Source organism: Bradyrhizobium sp. B120 (assembly GCF_049075665.1).
GTDB lineage: Bacteria > Pseudomonadota > Alphaproteobacteria > Rhizobiales > Xanthobacteraceae > Bradyrhizobium.
In genome coordinates this window covers 6,443,251-6,457,094 of record NZ_CP185242.1, presented here as the reverse complement: position 1 = coordinate 6,457,094, position 13,844 = coordinate 6,443,251, and the positions used below count along the sequence as shown (strand labels likewise).

General features: G+C 65.1%; 15 protein-coding genes. 9 read left to right on the top strand and 6 right to left on the bottom strand.

Going from position 1 to position 13,844, the window contains the following annotated elements; all coding sequences use genetic code 11:
* Positions 1 to 2 precede the first annotated feature (2 nt).
* From ACOIX3_RS29990 to ilvC, 4 genes are all read left to right on the top strand, one after another.
* Entirely contained in the window at positions 3 to 698 is a 696-nt protein-coding gene (locus ACOIX3_RS29990; RefSeq protein ID WP_212310478.1) for a class I SAM-dependent methyltransferase, read from the top strand.
* A 43-nt stretch (positions 699 to 741) separates the two neighbouring features.
* On the top strand, positions 742 to 1,620 hold the full coding sequence (locus ACOIX3_RS29985; protein ID WP_420965563.1) for an EamA family transporter: 879 nt from the start codon (positions 742 to 744) through the stop codon (positions 1,618 to 1,620).
* A 7-nt stretch (positions 1,621 to 1,627) separates the two neighbouring features.
* The gene (locus ACOIX3_RS29980; RefSeq protein WP_420965562.1) at positions 1,628 to 2,236 is read left to right on the top strand and encodes a LysE family translocator; all 609 of its coding nucleotides are present in this window, start codon (positions 1,628 to 1,630) and stop codon (positions 2,234 to 2,236) included.
* 151 nt (positions 2,237 to 2,387) lie between these two features.
* Entirely contained in the window at positions 2,388 to 3,407 is a 1,020-nt protein-coding gene (gene ilvC, locus ACOIX3_RS29975; RefSeq protein ID WP_375776089.1) for a ketol-acid reductoisomerase, read from the top strand.
* A 162-nt stretch (positions 3,408 to 3,569) separates the two neighbouring features.
* Here ilvC and ACOIX3_RS29970 read toward each other — a convergent pair whose 3' ends face one another.
* Both ACOIX3_RS29970 and ACOIX3_RS29965 read right to left on the bottom strand, forming a co-directional pair.
* Positions 3,570 to 4,676: a DUF2336 domain-containing protein gene (locus ACOIX3_RS29970; protein WP_420965561.1), complete on the bottom strand. Its 1,107-nt coding sequence runs from the start codon at positions 4,674 to 4,676 to the stop codon at positions 3,570 to 3,572.
* Between the two features lie 182 nt (positions 4,677 to 4,858).
* Positions 4,859 to 5,878 carry an adenylate/guanylate cyclase domain-containing protein gene (locus ACOIX3_RS29965; protein ID WP_420965560.1) on the bottom strand — a complete coding sequence of 340 codons (1,020 nt, stop codon included), beginning with the start codon at positions 5,876 to 5,878 and terminating at the stop codon, positions 4,859 to 4,861.
* A gap of 130 nt (positions 5,879 to 6,008) precedes the next feature.
* Between ACOIX3_RS29965 and ACOIX3_RS29960 the strand changes: the two genes are divergently transcribed.
* Together ACOIX3_RS29960 and ACOIX3_RS29955 are read left to right on the top strand one after the other, a co-directional pair.
* Positions 6,009 to 6,407, top strand: a complete 399-nt coding sequence (locus ACOIX3_RS29960) for a lysozyme inhibitor LprI family protein (protein ID WP_420965559.1) — start codon at positions 6,009 to 6,011, stop codon at positions 6,405 to 6,407.
* 28 nt (positions 6,408 to 6,435) lie between these two features.
* On the top strand, positions 6,436 to 6,669 hold the full coding sequence (locus ACOIX3_RS29955; RefSeq protein WP_420965558.1) for a hypothetical protein: 234 nt from the start codon (positions 6,436 to 6,438) through the stop codon (positions 6,667 to 6,669).
* A 22-nt stretch (positions 6,670 to 6,691) separates the two neighbouring features.
* Here the strand turns inward: ACOIX3_RS29955 and ACOIX3_RS29950 are convergent, their stop codons facing one another.
* The gene (locus ACOIX3_RS29950) at positions 6,692 to 7,312 is read right to left on the bottom strand and encodes a hypothetical protein (protein ID WP_420965557.1); all 621 of its coding nucleotides are present in this window, start codon (positions 7,310 to 7,312) and stop codon (positions 6,692 to 6,694) included.
* 109 nt (positions 7,313 to 7,421) lie between these two features.
* On the opposite strand from ACOIX3_RS29950, the gene ACOIX3_RS29945 reads away from it, so the two are divergent.
* Together ACOIX3_RS29945 and ACOIX3_RS29940 are read left to right on the top strand one after the other, a co-directional pair.
* A complete protein-coding gene (locus ACOIX3_RS29945) occupies positions 7,422 to 8,114 on the top strand; it encodes a TetR/AcrR family transcriptional regulator (RefSeq protein ID WP_420965556.1) in 693 nt (230 codons plus the stop codon).
* Positions 8,115 to 8,284: 170 nt separating this feature from the next.
* Positions 8,285 to 9,997, top strand: coding sequence for a sulfatase-like hydrolase/transferase (locus ACOIX3_RS29940; protein WP_420965555.1), 1,713 nt, complete (start codon positions 8,285 to 8,287; stop codon positions 9,995 to 9,997).
* Between the two features lie 10 nt (positions 9,998 to 10,007).
* Here ACOIX3_RS29940 and ACOIX3_RS29935 read toward each other — a convergent pair whose 3' ends face one another.
* From ACOIX3_RS29935 to ACOIX3_RS29925, 3 genes are all read right to left on the bottom strand, one after another.
* Complete coding sequence (locus ACOIX3_RS29935; RefSeq protein ID WP_420965554.1) at positions 10,008 to 11,561, bottom strand: ABC transporter permease/substrate-binding protein; 1,554 nt, start codon at positions 11,559 to 11,561, stop codon at positions 10,008 to 10,010.
* Positions 11,558 to 12,346 carry an ATP-binding cassette domain-containing protein gene (locus ACOIX3_RS29930; protein WP_420965553.1) on the bottom strand — a complete coding sequence of 263 codons (789 nt, stop codon included), beginning with the start codon at positions 12,344 to 12,346 and terminating at the stop codon, positions 11,558 to 11,560. Before ACOIX3_RS29930 ends, ACOIX3_RS29935 begins: the two co-directional genes overlap by 4 nt.
* A 168-nt stretch (positions 12,347 to 12,514) precedes the next feature.
* A complete protein-coding gene (locus tag ACOIX3_RS29925) occupies positions 12,515 to 12,730 on the bottom strand; it encodes a hypothetical protein (RefSeq protein WP_074131807.1) in 216 nt (71 codons plus the stop codon).
* Between the two features lie 227 nt (positions 12,731 to 12,957).
* Here ACOIX3_RS29925 and ACOIX3_RS29920 point away from each other — a divergent pair, with 227 nt between their 5' ends.
* The gene (locus ACOIX3_RS29920; RefSeq protein WP_092115836.1) at positions 12,958 to 13,794 is read left to right on the top strand and encodes a metal-dependent phosphohydrolase; all 837 of its coding nucleotides are present in this window, start codon (positions 12,958 to 12,960) and stop codon (positions 13,792 to 13,794) included.
* Positions 13,795 to 13,844 lie beyond the last annotated feature (50 nt).

Genomic DNA, 13,844 nt, shown 5'->3' with positions numbered 1-13,844 from the left:
TCATGTTGGCGCGCGACTGGTACTACACGCAACGGCGGCAGGTCGGCCTCGATACCGCGGTTGCCTCGATCTATGACGTCAGCGAGGACAGCGATGTCCGTGCCCGCCAGGCGCTGACCATGCTCGGCGTCAAGCCGGGCTGGCGGATCGCCGATATCGGCTGCGGCAACGGCGTGCTGGCGACCGAGGCGGCGCTGATGGGCGCCGAGGTCGACGCCATCGACATCTCGCCGGCGATGATCGGGCTTGCCGAAATCTATGCGCGCGACCGCAAGGCGAAGATCCGGACCCAGCCGGCCGGCCTGTTGTCCTTTGCCTATCAGCCGAACTCCTACGACGTCATCGTCAGCGAGTTCACGCTGCACCATCTGCCCGACTTCTGGAAGGCGGTGGCGCTGTCGCGGATCTTCAACGCGCTGAAGCCCGGCGCGAATTTCTATCTGCGCGACATGGTGTTCGTCAGCATGCCCGACGGGGTCGATCGCGATGTCGAGGGCTGGGCCGATTTCTCGATCAAGAACCACGATTTCGAGCGCGAAAGCGTCATGACCCATATGCGCGACGAATATTCGACCTTCGGCTGGGTGATGGAGCGCATGCTGACCGAGACCGGTTTCACCCTGGTCGCCGCCGACTATCACGCGCCGCTGCACGGCACCTATCTGCTGCGCAAGCCGAAGCCGGACGAACAGATCTAGAGCTTGCATCGACAGAGCCAAACCGAACCAAAGAAGAAGAACAATGAAGCCGGCCGATGTTGGCATCGCCGTCATGGTCGCGGTGATCTGGGGACTTGCGTTCGTCGCGAGCCGGATCGCGCTCGATGAGCTGCCGCCCGAATTGATGACGGCGCTGCGCTTCGGCATCGCGGCCGTGCCGTGTCTGTTCCTGCGCAGGCCGCGCCAGGTGTCGTGGCTGCTGCTGATCGCAATCAGCCTGACCTTGTTCCTTGGTCAGTTCCTTGCGCAATCCATCGCCATCGCCCACGGCATGCCGGTCGGGCTGACCAGCGTGATCGTGCAAAGCCAGGCGCTGTTCACCATCGGCTTTGCCGCGGTCCTGTTCGGCGAATTGCCGTCGCGGCTGCAGACCGTCGGCATCGCCATCGCCGCGATCGGCCTGCTGATGATCTGCGGCACCGTCGGATACGATTTCAGCGTCACCGCCTTTGCCATCCTGATGATCTCGCCGATCTCGTTCGCAATCGGAAACCTGCTGCTGCGGCCGGCGCAGGGCGCGCGCATGTTCGACCTGTTCGCATGGCTGTGCCTGTGTGCGGCGATCCCGTTGTTCGGCCTGTCGCTGCTGACGCTGGGCGCGAAGCCGATGTGGCAGGCGCTGTCGCATCTGTCACCGGCCGGCATTGTCTCGATGCTGTTTGTCGGCACCGTTTCCACCAGCATCGCCTATTGGCTGTGGGGCCGGCTGCTCAGGGATTATCCGGCGGCGCAGGTGGTGCCGTTCGCGCTGCTGGTGCCGTTCGTCGGCTCCGCCGCCTCCAGCATCGTGTTCGGCGAGAGGTTCGGGCCGCTGCGGCTCGCCGGCATGCTCACGGTCATCGCGGGCATCGCCGTGATGCTGCTGTCGAAGCGGCCAAAAGCTCTGCCGAAGGTCGCGTGAGGGCACCATGTCGCATTCGCTAATGTTCGCCTTTGTCGTGTTTGCGGTCGTGATGTTCTTCACGCCGGGCCCCAACAACATCATGCTGCTGTCGTCGGGGCTGACCTACGGCTTCCGCCGCACGGTGCCCCACATCGCCGGCATCACGGTCGGCTTCGCCTTCATGGTCGGTGCGGTCGGCGTCGGGCTCGGGGCGGTCTTCATCGCCTATCCGGTGCTGCAGACGATTCTCAAATATGGCGGCGTCGCCTATCTGGTGTATCTCGCGGCCATCATCGCCATGGCCGAGCCGCCCTCTGCGGACAAGGACGACAAGCCCGGTCGCGGCCCGATGACCTTCTGGGGCGCGGCCATGTTCCAGTGGATCAATGCCAAGGGCTGGGTGATGGTGATCGGCACCATTACGGCCTATGCGGCGATTGCCGCCTTCCCCTGGAACATCGCGATCCAGGTCGGCCTGAGCCTGGCCCTCGGGACGGTGTCCTGCATCGTCTGGGCGCTGTTCGGCACCGCCCTGCGGCCGGTCCTGACCTCGCCCCGGGCGATCCGCGTCTTCAATGTGGTGATGGCCATCCTCCTGCTGGCCTCGCTCTACCCGGTCTTCATGGACGCATGATGCCGCACCGCGCCATGCGAGATGGGGGTTTCCCCTGAGGGGAAAAATGCTCTAGACAACGCCGGAAATTCGCGGGCGCCCGGCGGTTCTGACCTTCCGAAAGCCTGACTCATCGGCCGATTTTGGCCCCCTTCAAAACGAGGAAAATACGATGCGAGTTTACTACGATCGCGATGCCGACCTGAACCTGATCAAGGGCAAGAAGGTCGTCATCGTCGGCTACGGCAGCCAGGGCCACGCCCACGCGCTGAACCTGAAGGATTCCGGCGTCAAGGACGTGGCGATCGCGCTGCGCAAGGGTTCGGCCTCGGCCAAGAAGGCCGAGAACGCCGGCTTCAAGGTGATGGAAGTCGCCGAAGCCGCCAAGTGGGGCGACCTCGTCATGATGCTGACCCCGGACGAGCTGCAGGGCGACATCTATCGCGAGCACCTGCACGACAACATGAAGAAGGGTGCGGCGCTCGTGTTCGCCCACGGCCTCAACGTGCACTTCAACCTGCTCGACCCGCGTGCCGACCTCGACGTGCTGATGATCGCGCCGAAGGGCCCCGGCCACACCGTGCGTTCGGAATATCAGCGCGGCGGCGGCGTGCCCTGCCTGATCGCGATCGCCAAGGATTCGTCGGGCAACGCCCATGACCTCGGCCTGTCCTACGCCTCGGCGATCGGCGGCGGCCGCGCCGGCATCATCGAGACCACCTTCAAGGAAGAGTGCGAGACCGACCTGTTCGGCGAGCAGGTGGTGCTCTGCGGCGGCCTGGTCGAGCTGATCAAGGGCGGCTACGAGACGCTGGTCGAAGCCGGCTACGCGCCCGAGATGGCCTATTTCGAGTGCCTGCACGAAGTGAAGCTGATCGTCGACCTGATCTATGAAGGCGGCATCGCCAACATGAACTACTCGATCTCCAACACCGCCGAATACGGCGAGTACGTCACCGGTCCGCGCATCGTCACGGCCGAGACCAAGGCGGAGATGAAGCGCGTGCTCGCCGACATCCAGGGTGGCAAGTTCGCCCGCGACTGGATGCTGGAGAACAAGGTCAACCAGACCTCGTTCAAGGCGACCCGTGCCAAGCTCGCCCAGCATCCGATCGAGGAAGTCGGCGCCAAGCTGCGCGACATGATGCCTTGGATCAAGAAGGGCGCGCTGGTCGACAAGAGCAAGAACTAAGCTCGGGCGTGTAGGGTGGGTTAGCCGAAGGCGTAACCCACCAATTCGTTCCGCGGAGACGCGGTGGGTTACGCTTCGCTAACCCACCCTACGCATCAAATTAAAAAAGGGTGGGCGCGTTGCCCACCCTTTTTCTTTGTCACGACGAGGAAGCCGCGGCAGCTAACCGGCCGCCATCGGCTGCTTCTCGATCCTGTTGTGCAGCTGCCAGAACCGCACCGTGCGCTGTGCGGTCTCCAGCGACAGCCGCCGGTAATCGCGGTGCGCGATCTCGAGCGTCGCATGGTCGATCTGATGCGGCAGCGGCCGCTTGCGCAGGATGGTTTCGACCGTCGGCCAGTTGAGCCGCGCCGAGCGGCACGGGATCAGCAGCAGGTCGGAGCGCAGCCCGAGCATCAGGCGCTCGATCATCGCGATCGGCATGTCGTTGAGCACGGCGAGCGCGACCGTGACCTCGTCGAACTTGCCGTCCTCGGCGAATTTGTAGACCGCCGCATCGTCGAGCTCGTTCAGCTGCTTCATCAGCTTGACCAGCTCCTCGGCGATGCCGTAGTTGCGGCGCGGGGCGGCGGCCTCTTCCTGCGCGATGTCGTTCAGCACCTGGCTGATCTCCTCGCGGGCCCTCGGCGATGCGATCGCGAGCAGGCGGGCGCGCACCGTATCCTTGGCGCGCTGCAAGAGGTCGCGCAGCAGCTTGGCCGGAATATCGATGCGCAGCCCGAGGATCTCGACCAGCTCGTCGTCGCCTTCGGCGCGGGCGACGATCGAGGAATAGCCGTTGTCGGAGAACTGCGCGCCGGCGTTCTTGGCAAGACGCCGGATCACCTTGTCCTCGCCGCGGTCGATGATCACGTCGGTGACGGACGCCGGCAGGTTCTCCCGCGCCGAGATTGCGAACAGATGGTCCTGGCCCTTGCTGGCGGCGATCTCGCGCAGTGCGTCGTTTGAGAGGCGGCTGGAGTGGGTCAGCACGTCGCCGGCGACGCTGATGTCGTCGTCCCAGGCGAGGTGCTGAATCACCTCAAACGGCGCGTAGTCGAGCGGCGCGAGCCGCTTGCTGAGCTCGGCCCGCGCGCGCGTCTCGACGCGCGCGACGAGCAGGCAGAGCACGTCGTCGAACACCTTGACCTGTTCATCGTTGAGGCGGTCGCCGTCGTTCAGGAACAGATCGGTGACCTGCCGCAGCGTCTGCACGCGCTTGGCTGACGTCCCGTCCCGGACCGCATCCTCGAGTTCGGCAATAATCGATTGTGACGCTTGTTGCGCCATCGATGGGCGACCTTGTTTTTGTTGAATGACACCTGTCCGTGCACCATGCATGGCGTCGTCTTACACCTGCGTTAAGGTGGAACCCGGTGCAAATACGGGTGCATCGCATCCTTAACGGGCTACGACCGGACAGGACGCAATTGGTGCTTTCGCCACCATGGCAGCGCGCCTTAAGAGATTGTTTAGGACGATGCGAGCCGCGTGACGGCGAAGATGTCGATCGAAGCGGCGCGCCCGCGCAACTGCGTCGAGCCGAGCGGCTCGATGGCAAAATCCGGGTCCGAGGGCAGCAGGCGACGCAGCTCGCCCGAGATCAGCAGCGGCCGGCCTGCCTCCTTGCAATGCGCCTGCAGCCGCGCCGTAACGTTCACGGTATCGCCGAAATAGGCGATCTGCCGCCGCGAGTCGCCGCACTCGCCGATGACGACCGGGCCGGCATGCATCCCGGCACGGAATGCCGGCACCACGCCGAACTCCTTGCGATAATGGTCGGCCCGCTTGGCGAGGCGGTCCTCGATCGCGAAAACGCAGTCGAGATAACGCCGCGACGGCTGGCCCGCGCCGGCCGGCCAGGTCACGATCACCTCGTCGCCGACATAGGCATGAACCTCGCCGCCGTGCGCCACGATCGGCTCGTCGATGTCGAAGAAGAAGCGCGTCAGGAGCTCCTGCACGCGCAGCTCGCCCATCGCCTCCGCCAAGGTCGTCGAGCCGACCAGGTCGAGGAACAGCAGCACGCGCTCCTCGCGCACCGGCTGGCGGTAGCGTCCGAGCACGATGCTGAGCAGCGTATGCCCGCCGATCATCCGGACCAGTTCATAGATCGTCGTGATCGGGATCGACAGCAGCAGGCCGACCCCGATGATCTTGAAGAAGGTCTCGCGAATCCACTTCGCCTCGAGCCCATGCCCATACAGAATGACCTCCAGCGCGATCGCGGCGACCCCGACGACGAGGGCTATGATCACAGAGCGGGCAATGAGATCGACAATGAGCGGCAGACGCCGCAGCCGGCCGCTGCGCATGGTCAGATAGAGGTGCGTGGCCCAGACGATCAGGGTGAGGGCGGCGCCGTCGAGAGCGCTGCGCACATAGTTCGCGACGGACCCTTCGTTGGATTCGTTGAAGGCGTAGCGAAACAGCCCACCAACGAGCAGGCCGAGCACGGCCAAAACGATTGCAGGCGTCACGGTCCGCCGCATGAATCCCTCCATACCCTGAAATATCCTGCGCGGATCGGGAAGGCCAGCCGCGGTGCGACCGATGTGAACGGGATGGGCTACCGCGGCACTAACGTATGGCGCTATGGGACCCATCGAAAGGGAAGGCGGCATGAAATCGGCTCTCACGACAGGCGTGTGCAGGCTCGTGCCCTTGGTTGCGACCATTTTCATCATCGCCACCTCGTCGGCCCGGGCTGGCGATCAGGGCGATCCCGAGCCGTCCTGCGACGGCAACACCTACCAGATGGTCGAGTGCCTCAAGGCCAAGACCGCGCAATGGGACAAACGGATGAACGTCGCCTATCAGCAGGCATTGAAGGATGCCGTCGGCGACAAGCAGCGCGACCAGCTGCGCACCGCGCAGCGGTTATGGATCCAGTACCGCGACGCGAACTGCCTATATTACGACCTCGGCGAGGGCACCATCGCCCGGCTCGATGCCGGCGAATGCATGCGCAGCATGACGGAAGTCCGTGCCAAGGAACTGGAGAACCTCGGCCATCAGTGAGCCATCATCCTGAGTCAGGACCGGGGTCATGACCGACGGAAAGAGCCAGCACGAATTGACCCAGCTTGCCGAGGAGGCGCTGCGCGCCCAGCCCGGCTGCGAGACCGCCCGCGTGCCGACGGTCGCCGCGCTGCCCGATGCGCAGATCGGCCGCAACTGGGAGATCCCGAACGTCGTGCTCGGCGACAGCCTGATCAGCGACGTCGATCGCGCGGTGCTGTCGGTGCATCGCCGGCTCGGCCGCAAGTTTCACCTGGTGTGATCCGATCTGACCCGGTCGCGCCTCAGCTCGCCTGTGCCTGACGTGGCGCAGGCCGCGCGGCCATGCTGATCATCCTGAGCGCGAACACCGCGGCGAGCGGCACCAGGAACAGCGCATAGAGCGGCATCTCGGGAATCCGCTTGCCGAACGAGACCGTGAATTGCAGCAGCAGATAGTAGCCGCCGATCAGATGCAGCCTGCGCCAGGCGCGCTGGCCCAGCAGCGCAGCGGTGCGATCGAACGAGGTCGCGGTCAGTGCGATGATGACGAGATAGCCGATACCGCCGAAGATATAGGAAACGATAGAGGTTGCGGCGGCGAAGCCGGCCGGATCGAGCATTGCGAACGCCGTGATCGCGACCGCGTGGATGGCGTGCGAGGCGGCGAAGGTGACGCCGAGATAGCGGCGGTTGCGGCGCTGCCAGTGCGTCCAGGCATTCGGCCAGAGCCGCGCCAGCGCCGCGGCCGAGAAGGCGAGGCAGAAGAACAGCAGCGAGGTCCGCGCCGTGAAGCGGATCACCATCCGCACGCCCTCGACCTCGAACTGCCGCATCGCGGCGATCCAGATCGAAAGCCCGATCAGGGTCAGTGTGAGCAGGCCGAACAGCCGCCAGCCCTCGAACCAGTTTCGACGCGTCGCCATATCCTGCCTCCCGTGTTGATGTAATCGCCAGTTACATTTCGCGGTGGCGTGCGGTCAATCCGTGTAATCACCGCTTACATTCACAAGCGGGTGATGCTAGAGGTGCGCCATGCGCCGCCCCGCCAAAAACCCGCCGATCGGACGCCGGCCTGCCAAGCCCCGTCCAGCCGCGGCGCGGGCGGCCAAGCCGTACCACCACGGCGACCTCCGCCGGGTGCTGATCGATGCGGCCATGCAGCTGGTCGGCGAGGGCGGGCCGGAGGCGGTCAGCGTCCGCGAGGCGGCCCGCCGTGCCGGGGTTTCGCCGGGCGCGCCGTTCCGGCATTTCCCGAGCCGGGATGCCCTGATGAATGCGGTGGCCGAGGAGGCGCAGCGCCGCTTCCGCGCCGAGATCGAGGCGGCGCTGGCCGATGCGCCGTCAGGCGATCCGCTCGGCCGCTTCCGCTGCCTTGGGATCGCCTATCTGCGCTGGGCGATGAAGAACCCGACTCATTTCGAGATCATCTCCAGCCGCCGCTTCTTCGACCACGACCGCTCGGCCGGGGTCTCCAGCGACAATGCGGAGTTGATCGGCCTGACCGAGCGCACGCTGGCGGAGGCATTTTCAGCCGGTCAACTCGGGGCGCGTGACCTGAAGCAGGTCCAGATCGCCGGCCGCGCCCTGGTCTATGGCTTTGCGCGAATGCACATCGACGGCCATTTACCGCGCTGGGGCGTCGTCGAAGCGGAGGCCGAGCAGATGGCCGCTGACATCGTCGACCTCTTCATCGCCGGCATCGCGAGGCCTGCGGCGAAGGTCTGAGGCGCGCCGCGCCGGCCGGGCGTTGCCCAGGGCGGGCAAATTCATTGCGCGTTCATGACGATTCAATTACGTTTTCATGACACCGCGCAGACTCCGGCTGTGCGGTGTGCCTCCTGGCCATTGCCAGTCAAGGCCGTGGCATTGCGCCGGGTTTGTATTGCGTCCCGCCCATGGCGCCCGCGCCTCAGCAAAACTCTTCCGTTGCCGCGCTCGCCGGCGGTCTCGCCGCGATCGGCATCTGGCGGTTGATGGCGGTCGCTGCCCCGCATCTCGGCGCGCTGATCCTGATGCTGCGGACCGAGACCGATTTCGGCTCGCGGCTCTGCTTCCTGCTCACCTGGGGAATCCTGAACTTCCTGTTCATCGCGCTGCTACGCCGGCCGGCGCTGTCGGGCGCGCTGTCGCTGACGCTGGTCGTGGTGCTGGTGCTGCTGTCGCGGTTCAAGCACGACGTGGTGCAGATGACCGCGAACTTCGTCGACCTGATGGTGATCGATCGCGACACCGCGGCGTTCCTGCTCACGATCTTTCCGAGCCTGCGCTGGTCGATCATCGGCGCCGGCCTCGTCACGCTGCCCTTGATGTATGCGCTGTGGTGGCTCGATCCGTTCCGCATCCGCCGCCTGCCTGCCGCTGCCGCCTGCCTTGCCTTTACGGCGGCGCTCTCGGGCTATGCTTTCGCCTGGCCGGATGAAGCCTGGCGCGGCTATTACGACGACGGCTATCTGTCGAAATTCGCGCGCTCCGGCGTGACCGCGGTGTCCGACTTCGTTGCCTATGGCTTCATGGAGTCAGATCCGAGCGCGAGCGACCAGCTCAAGATGCCGCTGGTCGACGCCTGCCACCCGGCCGGGCGGCGGCCGAACATCATCATGATCCATGATGAATCGAGCTTCGACATCCGCGCCGCTTCGGGCGTCAAGGTTCCGCCGGGCTATGGCAGCCAGTTCAAGTCCTATGACGGCGTCGAACGCAAATTCCTCGCCGAGAGCAATGGCGGGCCGAGCTGGTTCACCGAGTACAACGTGCTGGCGGGATTGTCCTCGCGCTCGTTCGGCCGGTTCGCCTATTTCGTCACCCGTATCGCATCGGGCCGGGTCGAGCGCGGCCTGCCGCTGGCGCTGCGCCGCTGCGGCTACGACACGCTGTCGCTCTATCCGGCATTCGGCGCCTTCATGAGCGCGCGCAGCTTCCAGACCACGACCGGTATCCAGCAATTCTACGACGCGCATGACCTGCATGCGAAGGACGTCGAGCCCGACAGCTTCTTCTACGACAAGGCGCTGAAGTTGATGGCCGAGCAGAAGACGCTCAGCACGCCGCTGTTCACCTTCGTCTATCTCGCCGCCAATCATTTCCCGTGGGAGACGAAATTCCGCCCCGAGCTGCTGCCGGCATGGAAGCGGCCCGGCAACACGCCTTCGGTCGACGAATATCTGCGCCGGCAGGCGCTGAGCGCCAACGACTATGCCGGCTTCGTCGCGGCGCTGAAGAAGAAGTTTCCGGCGCAGCCGTTCCTGATCGTGCGCTATGGCGATCATCAGCCGGAGTTCTCGCCACAACTGCTCGATCCCGGGCTCGACGAGGCCGGCATCGGCAAGAAGCTGATGGATTACGATCCGCGCTACTACGCGACCTATTACGCGATCGACGCCATCAACTTCGAACCGGTGAAGAGCCCGACGGTGATGGACACGATCGACGCCGCCTATCTGCCGCTCGTCATTCAGGAAGCCGCCGGCATTCCGCTCGATCCGTCGTTCGAGGAGCAGAAAGCGATCATGCTTCGCTGCAACGGCGCGTTCTACGCCTGCAAGGACGGCGCGGAAGCGCGCCGCTTCAACCGCCTGCTGATCGACGCGGGGATCATCAAGGGATTGTAGGCGCGTCACCCTATGATTTTCCGCCAATCTTCTCCCACAGCCAGCGCACCACGGCGTCGGGCGACGATGATGCGTCGTTGCCTGACGCGCGCAGGTTGGCCTCGCGCATCTCGGCGATGCCGATCTTGTCGAGCAGCGGCCGCAGTGCCGCCTTGAGAGTCTCGTCGTTGCGCCGCTTTGGCGACAGCAGCATGATCGCGTCATAGGGCGGAATCGCGTGCCTGTCGTCGGCGAGCGTAACCAGGTCGTATTTCGCGATCAGGCCGTCGCTGGTGTAGCCCGCGATGACGTCGACCTCGCCGGAGGCGACCGCCGCATACATGAAATCCGGCTGCATCTGGCGCTGGGTACGGAACGTCAGCCCATACGCCTTCTGGATGCCGGCCCATTCCGGCCGCGAGAAGAATTCATAGTCGCCGGCGATCGACATCGTCGCGGCGTGCGCTGCCAAGTCGGCGATCGAATGGATGCCGAGCTGATCGGCGCGCTTCCTCGGCATCACCAGCGCATAGGCGTTCTCGAAGCCGAGCTCGCCGAACAGCGTGATGTCCTGCTTCGCCAGCGTCGTCTTCAGTTCGCTCAGCAGCTCGGCACGGGGCCTGATGTCGGCGTGGTGGAACTGGTTTGCCCACAGCGTGCCGGAATAGTCGACATAGACGTCGATGTCGCCGGCCGCGAGCGCATCGAAGATCACGTTGGAGCCGAGGCCGGCGCGGGTCGTCGTCGGCAGCCCGGCCGCTTGCAGCCGCTGCGCGATCAGCGCCGACAGCACATATTGCTCGGTGAACGTCTTGGCGCCGACGACGTAGCGCGCCTGCGGCCGCGCGATCGCGGGCACCAGCGTCGCCGCGATCAGGGCGGCAATGCCGAGCCCGCCGAGTGCGGTCCGGACGCGGCTGCGATTGCGCAGGCCATTCTCGATCAGCGCCAGCAATTGGTCGACGACCAGCGCGAGCACGGCGGCGGCGAAGCAGCCGAACAGCACGAACACCCAGTTCTGGGTCTGCAGCCCGGCGAAGATGTAGTTGCCGAGGCTGGTCTGGCCGATCGGCGTCGACAGCGTCGCGGTGCCGATCACCCACACCGCGGCGGTGCGGATCCCCGCCATCATCACCGGCAGCGCCAGCGGCAGCTCGACCATGGTGAGCGATTGCAGCGGCGTCATGCCGACGCCCTGGGCAGCCTCCAGCACCGCCGGATCGACGCCGGAGAGGCCGGTGATGGTGTTGCGTAAGACCGGCAGCATCGAATAGAGCGCGAGCGCCAGCACCGCGGGCAGGAATCCGAAGGCGGAGAAGCTGAAGCCGAGCCACGTCGCGGTCAACGCCGTGAGCGCCAGCAGCAACGGATAGAACAGCGCGAGCAGCGCGAGACCGGGTACGGTCTGCACGATGCTGGCAAGCCCGAGCAGCGTGCCGCGCAGCACCGGCCGGTTGCGCGCGATGAGCGCAAGCGGCAGGCTGATCAGAAGTCCGAGCGCCAGCGCGGCGACGCTGACTCGGACATGATTGCCGAGATAGTCGGGCAGATGCGCAAGCGCCTCGCTCCAGCGTGGATCGCTCATGCGGTGCCGTCCCGCGGCAGCAGCGCGCCCAACCGTTCCGCCTGTCGCCGCGGCGTACGCAAGAGTTCGCCGACATAGGCGTCGGTGTTGGCCGCGAGCTCCGCCGGCGTGCCCAAAGCGAGCAGCTTGCCGCCACCCATCACCGCGACACGATCGGCCAGCAGCAGCGCCTCGGTCATGTCGTGGGTGATCATGACCGTGGTCAGTCCGAGTTCGCGATGCAGTGCGCGATAATCGTCGCCGAGCGCGTCGCGGGTCAGCGGATCGAGCGCGCCGAACGGCTCGTCCATCAGCACGATGCGTGGCTTCGCAGCCAGCGCACGCGCGACGCCGACGCGTTGGCGCTGACCGCCGGAGAGTTCGTGCGGCAGGCGGTCGCGATGTTGCGCGCGGTCGAGCCGCACGAGGTCGAGCAGCTCGTCGACCCGCGCCGAGATCTCGGCCTGCGGCCAGCCGAGCAGCTTCGGCGTGATGCCGACATTGCCGGCGACGGTGAGATGCGGAAACAGCCCACCGCTCTGGAAGACATAGCCGATGCGGCGGCGCAGCAGGATCGGGTCGACGCGGCTGACGTCTTCGCCCTCGACGGCGATCCGGCCGCGGTCGGCCTCGATCAGGCGATTGGCGAGCCGCAGCAGCGTCGTCTTGCCGGAGCCCGAGCCGCCGACAACAGCCAGGAATTCACCCTCGGCCACGTCAAGCGAGACGTCGTCGACCGCCACCACGCGACCATTGTCAAAACTCTTGCCGACATGCGCGTAGGCAATCAGCGGCGTTGCGGGCATTCTCGGGCCATTCCTGGGCGACCTCACGTCTCACCATCGTGAACGACAGTGATAGCCCATAAAATGGACTTAGACTCGAGGTGCACGCGCCTGCATCACGCGGTTTCGCAGGCTGTTCCAGGTGGGCACGCGAAGCGGGTCAGCCCCTTCGGGGGCTGTGAGCACACATCACACTTCGTTCTTGGGGACGTATTTGCCCATGATGCACTTATAGCTCTGCAAGCGCCAATCGTGATACGGCCCCTTGGCGAGCCAGTCGGCGATGCCGATCTGGGCACTCACAGCGCAGGCGCCCATGGTGATGCCGGATTGGTCGCTGTTGGTGACGACCTTTTCCATGCAGAGCTGAGCATTGCAAAGGATGGCGACGAGCGTAACAAGCATGATGGTCTTTGTCCGTAAGATTAACCCGGTCTGAACCGAATCATGCACGGTTCATGCCATTATCAGCGGCTTTGGTGTCACAGCCGGCAAGACCGGGAAAGTACGGCGGAACGAATCACGCGCTCGGCGGCGCGTAGCCGCACGCCCGCAGATGCGCTATAGTTATTCCCAACTACGACGTGAGATCGGGGCGAGCGAGGAACGTTGCGCGGTCGGGGGCTGCATCGATGATGACGTTACCTGAGTTGGCGGCAGGTGCTTTGGAGAAGTTTCTCGCCACATGGGTCAGCCGCACCTTTGGGGCTTCGCAGGCGCGATTTGGCGAACTGCTGCCCGCCGCCGCGCGCATCGCGCTGGAATGCATCGGCAACAGCGATGCGCTCTACCACAATGTCGAGCACACCATGCTGGTCACGTTGGCCGGGCATGATATCATTCGCGGTCGCGCGCTGCACACCCATGTCACCGCGGAGGATTACACCCACACGATGATCGCCTGCCTGACGCACGACATCGGCTATGTGCGCGGCCTGCTGAAGGGCGACGGACCGGATGGCTATGTCATCGATGCCTCCGGCAAGAAGGTCGTGCTGCCGCGCGGCTCGTCGGATGCCGGCCTGATGCCGTATCACGTCGACCGCTCGAAGCTCTATGTGCTCGACAGGCTCGAGGCCGTCCTCCCGCTCGATCGCGAGCGCGTTGCACGCAACATCGAAGGCACGCGGTTTCCGGCACCCGAAGGCCAGCAATATGACGACGAGGCGGCGATCGTCCGGGCCGCTGATTTCATCGGACAGCTCGGCGATCCCAACTACATCAGGAAAGCCAACGCGCTCTATCACGAGTTCGAGGAAGTCGGCATCAACCGCCAGCTCGGCTATGAATCGCCGGCGGATATCGTCGACCGCTATCCGCAATTCTACTGGAATATGGTCGCGCCGCACATCCAGGGCGCCATCAACTGCTTGAACATGACGGCAAGTGGCCGTCAGTGGATCGCGAACCTCTACAGCAACGTCTTCCGCGCCGAGCGCGAGGTCACCCTGTCCGGCCCGCAAATCTGACGCACGGCACCAGCGGCGCGGCCTTTCAGCACGGCTCGCCTGCATTCCCC